General features: G+C 51.8%; 9 protein-coding genes. 3 read left to right on the forward strand and 6 right to left on the reverse strand.

What is annotated here, in order from left to right; translation table 11 throughout:
• Window positions 1–197 precede the first annotated feature (197 nt).
• Complete coding sequence (locus tag WAO31_RS06905) at window positions 198–1,493, reverse strand: restriction endonuclease (RefSeq protein ID WP_509591842.1); 1,296 nt, start codon at window positions 1,491–1,493, stop codon at window positions 198–200.
• A 58-nt stretch (window positions 1,494–1,551) separates the two neighbouring features.
• Between WAO31_RS06905 and WAO31_RS06910 the strand changes: the two genes are divergently transcribed.
• The 3 genes from WAO31_RS06910 to WAO31_RS06920 are packed head-to-tail and all read left to right on the forward strand — an operon-like array spanning window position 1,552 to window position 4,374.
• Window positions 1,552–1,872: a nucleotide pyrophosphohydrolase gene (locus tag WAO31_RS06910; RefSeq protein WP_509591844.1), complete on the forward strand. Its 321-nt coding sequence runs from the start codon at window positions 1,552–1,554 to the stop codon at window positions 1,870–1,872.
• Window positions 1,859–3,577, forward strand: a complete 1,719-nt coding sequence (locus WAO31_RS06915; RefSeq protein WP_509591846.1) for a DNA/RNA helicase domain-containing protein — start codon at window positions 1,859–1,861, stop codon at window positions 3,575–3,577. The genes WAO31_RS06910 and WAO31_RS06915 overlap by 14 nt, the downstream gene beginning before the upstream one ends.
• A gap of 59 nt (window positions 3,578–3,636) precedes the next feature.
• The gene (locus tag WAO31_RS06920; RefSeq protein WP_509591848.1) at window positions 3,637–4,374 is read left to right on the forward strand and encodes a hypothetical protein; all 738 of its coding nucleotides are present in this window, start codon (window positions 3,637–3,639) and stop codon (window positions 4,372–4,374) included.
• A 59-nt stretch (window positions 4,375–4,433) separates the two neighbouring features.
• Here WAO31_RS06920 and WAO31_RS06925 read toward each other — a convergent pair whose 3' ends face one another.
• The 5 genes from WAO31_RS06925 to WAO31_RS06945 form a co-directional block, all read right to left on the reverse strand.
• On the reverse strand, window positions 4,434–5,492 hold the full coding sequence (locus WAO31_RS06925; protein ID WP_509591850.1) for an N-acetylglucosamine-6-phosphate deacetylase: 1,059 nt from the start codon (window positions 5,490–5,492) through the stop codon (window positions 4,434–4,436).
• The gene (locus tag WAO31_RS06930) at window positions 5,485–6,273 is read right to left on the reverse strand and encodes a DeoR/GlpR family DNA-binding transcription regulator (protein WP_509591852.1); all 789 of its coding nucleotides are present in this window, start codon (window positions 6,271–6,273) and stop codon (window positions 5,485–5,487) included. Before WAO31_RS06930 ends, WAO31_RS06925 begins: the two co-directional genes overlap by 8 nt.
• 9 nt (window positions 6,274–6,282) lie before the next feature.
• The gene (locus WAO31_RS06935) at window positions 6,283–7,104 is read right to left on the reverse strand and encodes a carbohydrate ABC transporter permease (RefSeq protein ID WP_509591854.1); all 822 of its coding nucleotides are present in this window, start codon (window positions 7,102–7,104) and stop codon (window positions 6,283–6,285) included.
• A gap of 2 nt (window positions 7,105–7,106) precedes the next feature.
• Window positions 7,107–7,988, reverse strand: coding sequence for a carbohydrate ABC transporter permease (locus WAO31_RS06940; RefSeq protein WP_509591856.1), 882 nt, complete (start codon window positions 7,986–7,988; stop codon window positions 7,107–7,109).
• An 86-nt stretch (window positions 7,989–8,074) separates the two neighbouring features.
• Complete coding sequence (locus WAO31_RS06945; protein WP_509591858.1) at window positions 8,075–9,385, reverse strand: extracellular solute-binding protein; 1,311 nt, start codon at window positions 9,383–9,385, stop codon at window positions 8,075–8,077.
• Window positions 9,386–9,603 lie beyond the last annotated feature (218 nt).

Below are 9,603 nucleotides of genomic sequence, written 5' to 3' on the forward strand. Positions count from 1 at the left end.
TTCGGAGACGGTTGACTCCATGGCTGCGAAGCCAAATCTTTAGATTCCAGACACACCTACTGACCCATTGTCAGAGCATTAGCGGTCTTTATCTCAGGAATCCTTGGCACCCAAGCCATAGAGACAACACCCATCACAAAGAACATCAGCCAGAGGGCATTGCGAGCCTTAGAGGCTTGGCTCGAGCGAGGACGGTCTCAATTCTCGATAATCTCGTCTGGCCGCCGGTTTCGAATCATTTCCGGATACTCAAGCTCCAGGGACTCTAAATAGCCGAAAACGTCGCGGAAGCCGCCTGCTTCGACAAGCTTGAGCGTCTCAGTGGCCAGGGTTAGGCCACTCACTTTGATGAGCGGATACGCATCTTCTATAACTTCAAGTTGGGATTGTCTCGAGAAGTACGAAGTAGTCACGTAAGCACCAATCCAGCCCCGCTTTAGACGCGCAACTGTCCTGGCTAAGGAGACGCCGTTTGTTGGCTTGTCTGGTGCCTCGCATTTTGCCTGGCCGAGGACCACGACTTCAACGGCTGCAAAACCTGATCCAAGTCGCACTTTGCCAACAAAGTCGACTCCGCCATCTCCACTTCCTCTAGTGACCCACCCTTCGGTGTAGCCGCCACCATACGAGTTCACATGACTCATCACTACTCGACTGGCCAACAGCTCGAAGCGGTGCTTGCCTGCTGCTCCGTAGAACGAGTAGATGTCTTTGAGGGCCTTTTCCTCGCGAGAACCTGGTCGCGGCTTCTGGGACTCGACGCTCTCCACTTTGGCTAATGCGGCTCGCCGTCTAACAGACTCTATTCTTTGATTTCCACCCTTGACCCACTGCCTCCAAGAGATCGGCGCCTTCGCCAGCAGGTCTCTCTGGCTATGGGTTGGTGATCGCCGATCATTGATCCACTCCCAATCAAGTACTTCATCTTCATCACTCAGGCTGAGGACAGCAAAAGAAAAGACGTAGTTGGTGAAGTAACCAAGTCCAGGATTGAATTGTGTAACAAGCTCGGCTTTTTCAATTACGCCGAAACCTTGAAATTTGAGGTTTCCGTATGAGCGACCTTCAAAGGGAACCCTCTCAAAAAACACCAGGGGTGTTGCTGTCGCTCTCACTTCAGCATCTCCAGAAGTATGGCGCGAGAGGTCGTCCAGAAGAATCTTGTTACCTGGGGCTAGACCTGGGTTGCCGGGTTTTTTTGCGTCGCCAAAGTACCTGACGTAGCCAAGATCAGTCTCGAAAACGTCATGCCAAGGATTCCACTCAGACCCGCGTGAATGTGGAGAACTCGAGATCAAAATTGCAGGAAAAGTGATGTCGGAGATTCGCTGCTTTGGTGGTGCAATCTGAGAGATGCCCTTTTCGAGCAGGGGGAGCGCTGCTCCATCGAGGCGAGTCTCGTGAAAGAAGTTTGGCAAGCCGTCAACAAACTGAATAGCCGCATCTCGAGATGACGGATACCGATAAATTTCCCCAGACCTGAATGACCCCATGTCTTGATCGTAATCCCAGGGGCGACAAATTGTCTGGGGAGCAGGGTAACTTGGATGGATGGAAACCGGGGAGCTTCTAGAACGACTCAGAGCATTTGTGGCAGAGCGGGATTGGGATCAGTTCCACAGCCCGGAGAACTTGGCAAAAAGTATCTCGATTGAAGCCGCTGAGTTACTTGAGTGCTATCAATGGGACTCCAGCGCGGATGAGAAGGCGGTTCGCGAAGAGCTGGCTGACGTGCTGACCTACTGCCTCTTGCTTGCTGATAAGTATGGTTTTGATGTCAACGAGCTTGTTCTAGACAAGCTCGAAAAGACTGGGGTAAAGTACCCGGTCGAAAAGGCTCGGGGGAAGAGCGAAAAGTATGACCGACTTTAGGATCGAAAAGCTCCCTTTTGACTCCGAGGCCATATCGACATGGCAAAAGGCAGACTCGGTCCACAGCAATTGGCCGGTTGTTTACACGATCAGCGGCAGCAACGAGATCTACATCGGGGAAACAGTCAATGCTGGGTCCCGGCTAAATCAACACCTCTCTACTCCGCAGCGCAAGCACCTGAAGCGAGTTCAGATAATCCTGAACGAGAAGTTCAACAAGTCAGTTTGCCTAGATTTAGAGTCCCACCTCATTCGCTACTTCGCAGCTGATGAGAAGTTCAAGGTTCTGAACGGAAACCACGGGATTACTGAAGCTGACTACTTCCAGCGCGAGGAGTACCGAAAGAGTTTCGACGAGCTGTTTGAGGAGCTTTACAGAGAAGGCTGGTTAACCAGGCGCGTTCCAGAGATTGTGAACAGCAACCTGTTCAAGTACTCGCCTTTCAAGGCGTTGAATACCGACCAAGCAGTTGCGCTCAGCGGCATTCTTGAACGACTCGTTGGGAACCTAGAACGATCCGACTCGACCGAGCTTGTGATTCAAGGTGACCCTGGCACTGGCAAGACAATTGTGGCGATCTATCTCGTCAAACTCCTCAGAGACATCGCCCTCCATCTCCCAGACGAGATTGCGGGCGAAGACTCGGTGTTCAGTGAATATTTCACCCCGATCAACCGAGATCTTCTGTCTGGTTTCAGGATTGGCCTCGTGATTCCTCAGCAGTCGCTTCGCAAGACCGTGCAAGATGTATTTGCAAAGATCCCAGGGCTTGATAAGAAAATGATTCTTAGCCCGTTTGATGTTGGAAACGACTTGGGCTATTGGGACTTACTGATTGTTGATGAGGCTCACAGATTAGGGATACGCGCTAATCAATCTTCTGGCATGCAAAACAAGCAGTTCAGGGACATAAACGTTCGACTATTCGAAGCGGATCGATCTGACATTACTCAATTGGATTGGATTCGGAAGCAGGCTAGAAATCGAATCCTGCTTATCGACTCAGCCCAAAGCATCCGTCCCGCAGACCTCCCAAAGATGCAAGTTGAAGCTCTGGAGCAGAAGGCCCTATCGGCAGGCAACCTTTTCAAGCTCGTCTCCCAAATGCGTGTGCAAGGCGGTGGTGACTACATCGAGTTCGTCCAGAAGCTCTTGAGCGAGAAACCTGAACCAGCTGGCAATTTTGGGGATTACGACCTCAGGTTCTTTGAGAGCTTTGCTCAGATGCAGTCCGAGCTCAAGAAACGTGATGAGGAGTTTGGTCTCGCAAGACTTCTTGCTGGTTACGCCTGGGAGTGGGTCAGTAAGGACGACAAGTCCCGATACGACATTGAAATTGAAGGTCTGAGGTTCCATTGGAACCGAACAGCCATTGACTGGGTAAGTTCAAAGACTTCCTCAGATGAAGTGGGCAGTATCCACACAGTCCAGGGCTACGACTTGAACTTTGCCGGTGTGATCATTGGTTCAGACCTTGGCTACGACAAAGCAACCGGTCGAATCACGTTCAACCGAGAGAACTACTTTGACAAAAAGGGCCGAGAGAACAACGACCGGCTTGGAATCAAGTACTCGGACGAGGACATTCGTCAGTACGCTCTCAACATTTATCGCGTGCTCCTTACCAGGGGAATCAAAGGCACCTATGTTTACGTTGTCGACCCGCAATTGAGGAAGCATCTCAAAGCATTCTTCGCCAATTAGGCACTTTGAAATAGATGTCGGGCACCGCCCTAAGCTTTTTGTTAGCGAAGGGGGAGAACTTGCAAAGAGCTGGCTGTGGTTCGCTGATACTGCTTTTCCTAGGTTTCGGATTGTTGTTGATGCTGATGGAGTCCCCTGCCTTTTGGATCAGCCTGGGTGTGGTGCTAGTGGTTGGGGTAAGTGCCTACCTGATCTGGAAGCAGAAGAAGACCTCCAAGAACATCGAGCAAATGTATGCACTAAGGCCACAGCTCTTGAAGTTCACTCAGGGTTTTGAGCCACTTCAAAACCTCTATCTCTCCTTGCAGCCTGGCGAAAAGGCTTTCTATGAGAGAAGCAATGTTTCTCTCCTCGAATACAAGAGCTCTGGTTCGACCATGTCCGGTGGTTTCTTGGGTGGCAGCCTCGGGCTAACTGACAATATCGCCATCACCGCCGGTGGCTTTGATGGACAGACCACTCAGAATCCCGAGGAAGTCACCGTCATAGATATTGGCAAGGTGATCTTCACCAACCAGAGGGTGGTGTTTGTGGGCCCAAACCACTCACGTGAGTTTGCCTTTGCAAACCTGCTGGATCTAAATGTCTCTGAGAATGGCTTCACGGTGAGGGTTTCCATCAGTGGCCAGCAGAAGACATCTGCCTTGCAGGCAGATGCTGCCGAAGGCCTGACTCCAGGTTTCGCATTTGCCATGGGTGTGGAGATGTTCCAGCAGGGTGAAGATACGGCCAAAGAACTTGCGGCTCAGATCCTGAGAGACATCGAGACTCAGTACCGCAAGCAGGTTGCCGGCTAAAGCGGTGCAACCGTCTACCTAATTTGGTCCAGGGGTTTCGGGTATTCCTCTGAAGCTCTTTAGAAATCGATTAGCAAGTGGTTTCCCAGGCTCAGTTCTGGGAGCTTTGCCTCGTAGGTTGCTGCCGGGTTCGTAGTTGCTGCCTTTAGCGCTGCCAAAGGATCGTTTGACCAGGCTGCGTAGTTGGCAACAGCATCCTTTAGAACCAGGGTTGAACCAGCCAGTGATCCTGAATCTGTTCTGGCAACTCCGTCTGTGACGTGAGCGACCATGCTGCCAAGTTGATAGTCGCCATCTGGCATGCCGGTGGCCTCCATGGCGTCTGTGATGAGAATTAGCTTTTTACTCGGAAGCAGCATTGCTGCTGCTGGAAGGACATGGATACCATCGGCGATTAGCTCGATGCTTACTCCGGTTTCAATGGCAGCGGGGATCGGTCCCGGGGCTCTGTGATGAATGCCATGCATGCCATTGAAAGCGTGGGTCATAACGGCATCGGGGTAGCGGGTGAAAAACTCTAGGGATTTCTCATAACCGGCATCGGAGTGACCAAAGCAGAGCTTGATGCCAGCATCCTGCAAGATGTCCACCTGGCTGGTTTCAAAAAGCTCAGGGGCGATGGTGATGGAACGAACTGATTCAAAGCTGGCGATGGTCTTGAGGTCTGAGGTTGTTGGGGGCCCGATGATCTCAGGGTTGTGAGCACCGCGCTTGGATTGGGCGATATAGGGTCCTTCAAGATGCAGACCTAGGAATCTGGGGTCATCACTGAGCTCCAAAGCCTGTTCGCAAAGATCTATGACATCCGAGGGAGCTGCGGAGACCAGTGATAGCAGGCTCACACCAGCGCCATTGGAGTGATTGAAGTCAAGGGTTGCCAACATGCCTTCGAGACCACTTTGGGCAGCATGACCCATGGCGCCGTGACAGTGAGTATCAAACAGTGATGACAGCAGCACCTGGTTCTTGCCATTTATGACCTCAGCACCTGCTTGGTGCTGCTGCCAGCTATCCCCCTGCCCCGTCACAGCACTATGTGAATCGAGAAGGGCCCAGCTGTTTGGAGTGAGGGTGCTGCCATCAAAGAGTTGAGCCGAGTGGATGAGTTTCTTAGTCACAGACAATCACTTCTATTCCGGCATCGTCGAATTTTGACTGCATCTCAGGGCTAAGTGCTTCATCGATCATGATTGCCGAGACCTGCTCAGGTTTACAAATTCTTGCAAACGCCTGTGACCCAACCTTGTCTGTTGTGGCGAGAATAATGACTCGCTTGGCAGCATTGGCCAACAGCTGGCCGATCTTGGCCTCGCCCTCATGGTTGGCAGAGGCTCCGATTTCCGTGTCAAAGGAATTCACGCCCAAAAATGCAATGTCTAGAGCAAGGCCATCCAACACGGTCTCTGCATAGCTGCCAATCAACTCATAGCTCTGCGGTCTTGCGATGCCTCCGGTGACAACGATTTTGATATACGGCCTGATCACCATCTCGGTCGCAATGTTTACGGCATTTGTGACAACAGTCAGACCAATGTCTCCATCGGTTGCTCGCAACTTTGGAAGCATCGAAAGCTCCCTCGCTAGAGCGGTTGTGGTGGTTCCGCCGTTTAGGCCGATTCGCTGCCCGTTTTCAACAAGCTGGGCGGCGGCTCGGGCAATGCGAACCTTGCCCTTGGATTCCTTGGCGGTCTTGTAACGGATAGGTAGCTCATAGGCCTTGCCAACTGCGTTGATCCCACCGTGGGTTCTAGTGACAAGCTGCCTTGAAGACAGATCATCAAAGTCACGTCTGATGGTTGCGGCAGAGACGCCAATTTGCTTGGTTGCGGTCTCAACATCAAGAGCGCCGCGCTTTGACACCAGCTCAAGGATGCGATTGAGCCTTTCGTTGCGCGACATTGATGACCCCTACTTGATGCTGCCAGCAGTCAATCCACTAACCAGCCATTTCTCAATTGAAATAAAGAGTATGACAACCGGAATGATTGCGATCAACGAAACTGCGAATACGTAGTGCCACTGCACCTCATAGAGACCAACAAAGCCCGTCAAACCTACCGTTAGCGGTCTGACATCTGGTGTTGAGGTCAGGGTCAGCGCCACCACAAACTCATTCCATGCGGCGATGAAGGTGAAGATGATGGCGGTTAGTAGACCTGGCAGCGACAGCGGCAGCGTGACCCTGCGCATCACTTGCCATCTAGAGCAGCCATCAAGCATCGCAGCCTCTTCGACCTCTGCCGGAATTCCAGAGAAGAAACCACTAAGGATCCAAACCGAGAAGGCCAGGTTGAAGGCTGCGTTCACCAGAATCAGAGCCAGATAGGTATTGACCAAGCCAAGGGATACGAACTCGCGGTAGATGCCGATAACCATCGAGGTCGGTGCAAACATCTGAGTTGCAAGTACCAACAGCAATACCAGTCCACGTCCGCGGAAGCGGAAGCGAGCTAGGTAGTAGGCCGCAGGCACGGCCACCAACAAGACCAGAATTGTCGCCGCCCCAGCGATTATCAGAGTGTTGACGATGTAGTCGGCAATTGGGGCTGAATCCCAGACGGTGATGAAGTTTGAGAACTCAAGCCGTGATGGGAAATACTCGGCCGGAATTGAGTAAAGCTCCTGGTCTGGGGTTAGTGAGGTGGTGAGCATCCTCAGGTATGGAACAAGGAACAAAAACCCAACAAACCAGGCTGCAGCGGTTAGGAGAGACTTCTTGGCTAGCTTCATTTCTAGTCCTCCTTCTTCTTACCGATAAAGCCGGTTGCCCTGAGGTAAATCAGAACAAAAACCATGATGATGCCGAAGTTCAAAACTGAGAGCGCAGCCGATTGCCCCACCTCTTGGCTTCTAAAGGCCAGTTTGTACATCAGAGTCGTGGTGGTATCGGTTTCGTAGCCAGGGCCACCACCGGTGATGATCCAAATTATGGGGAACTGATTGAAGACGTTGATCAGGTTGATGACAGCCGCTACCGACAGCGACGGGAACAAAAGCGGGAAAGTAATGGCACGGTAACTCTTGATCGGCCCTGACCCATCAACTCTCGCGGCTTCATAGAGCTCGTTTGGAATTGTTTGCAGACCAGCAAGCAGTACGAAGGTTGTGAATGGGAGCGATACGAAGATCGCAACCACGATCAACCAGGGGAAAGATGTGTCGGGATTTCCAAGGACATCCTGAGCTTCGGTAATGATGCCTAGATCTAGCAGCACTCTGTTTAGAAGTCCGTAGTAGCCATCCAACATCCACCTAAACGAGGTGGCAGTCATGATTACCGAGGATGCCCATGGGACGATGATGATCCAGCGAACGTAGCGCTTGCCGGGGAAGTTTGCATTAAGTAGCTGAGCTAGGCCCAGGGAGATGACGATTGTGAAGAAAACCACGATCAACATCCACACCACTGTTCTAGAAACAGCACCCATGAGGTTTGGGTTTTCTAAGAGCTCTACGTAGTTATCAAGGCCTACGAAGCCGCGCTCCTTGCCGGAGCTGGAGATATCCAGCATCGAGGTGCGAATCATCTCGTAGACGGGCCAGAGCACCACACCAAAGATCAAAATCATCATGGGGGCTAGCCATGGGATTGGACCCATCAAGAGTTTCTTCATCGATTCCTCGCAAAAACTTTATAGCCAAAAAGCGGTTGGCGGAGCCCCATGAGGACCCCGCCAACCTTGCATCTTGTCGCTAGAGGCTATTCGGCCTTGCTAGCAATGTTTTCTAGTACTGACAGAATGTCAGCGCCAGGAGCAACTGCCAGACCAATGGTCTGCTGCATCTCGCCCTGAACCGCTGGCCATGAAGCCTCGGATCCTGGGTAGAAGACAGCGTTTGGCAGAACCGCGATGTATGGAGCCAGTGCTTCATCGGAGCTCATTGCCTCACCGGCGGAGACAGTCGCTGGCAAGAAGCCGCCGGCTGCCTCTAGGAATGCTGAGTAGTTGTCTGGCTCAAATAGGAAGGACATGAAGCGCTGTACAGCGTCCTTGTTTCCATCCTTCTTGAATCCAAAGAAGTAGTCCTGGACACCTAGGGTGATGGACTTACCGTCAGCACGGTTGGTTGGGAAGTTAGTGAAACCGTAGTTCACGGTGCTTCCCTGGTCAGCCAATACTGAAGGTAGGAAGATCGCACCATTCAGCATCGCAGCCTTGCCCTGAGCAAACAGAGCAAAGGCGCCGTCTGTTCTGTTGAAGGTTGCTGGTGCTGGGTTGGTTAGGCCGTCAGCGACAAGACCGGATAGGAACTCCATGGTCTCGACGTTCTTAGGGTCAGTGATTGTCCACTCGCCGTTGGCGTAGACGCCACCATCGTTTGAGTTAGCCCAAATCATGAACTCGGCCTGTGCCTCTTCAGGGCCCAGTGGCAGTGCTAGTGGCACTACGTCTGGGACTGCAGCCTTGATCTTCTTTAGAGCAGCCTCTAGGCCATCCCAGGTTGCTAGCTCGTCAACAGAGACGCCAGCCTGAGCCAGGATGTCCTTGTTGTAGAAGAACAGGCGAGCAGACGCTAGGTCTGGAACTGCGAACGCAGTGCCCTCGTACTTCGAGTTCTCGATAAAGGTTGGAACCATGTCTGCAAGAACATCTGCAGGAACTAGCTCGTCTGCGGAGTAAAGAAGTCCATCAGCAGCAAAGCTAGAGAAGTAGTTCAGGTTTCCGATGTCTGGAAGATCACCGGTCTGAACCATGGTCTTTAGTTTCTGGTCAATGTCGTTCCAGCTAACTACCTCAACCTCTACGTTGATGTCAGCATTGTCAGCCTCAAATCGGCTAACCAAGTCGTCGTAGTAACCCTGCATGTCGTCGGTGTACTGCGCTGCCACAACTCGGATAGTTACAGGATCGGCAGCGGTGCCACCTGATGAACTGCCTGAGTCAGAGGAATCGGTAGTGGTCCCTCCGGTTGCACAGCCTGATAGCACCAGCGCTGCTGCAAGGCTCGCTGCGGTGGCCAAAGTACCACGCTTGAGTCCTTTGTTGATCATTGCTTTCCTTTCGGTCATTTTCACTGGTCATTTGCCTAAACAACCAGGTGAGACAATCCGGCAAACACCTTCTTGCTAGTTCGTAATGTTACTAATTTCAAAATGATTTGCATACTTTTGATTATTACGACTTGGTTACAATCAAAAAACTAAATGCAACTTTCCTGGGCATTTATAGCAACAAACAGGCGCATATTTATCGTAACGGAGCTGGTGTCAGAAACACTGATTTATAG

It is taken from the genome of Rhodoluna sp., from assembly GCF_049276775.1.
Classification (GTDB): Bacteria; Actinomycetota; Actinomycetes; order Actinomycetales; family Microbacteriaceae; genus Rhodoluna.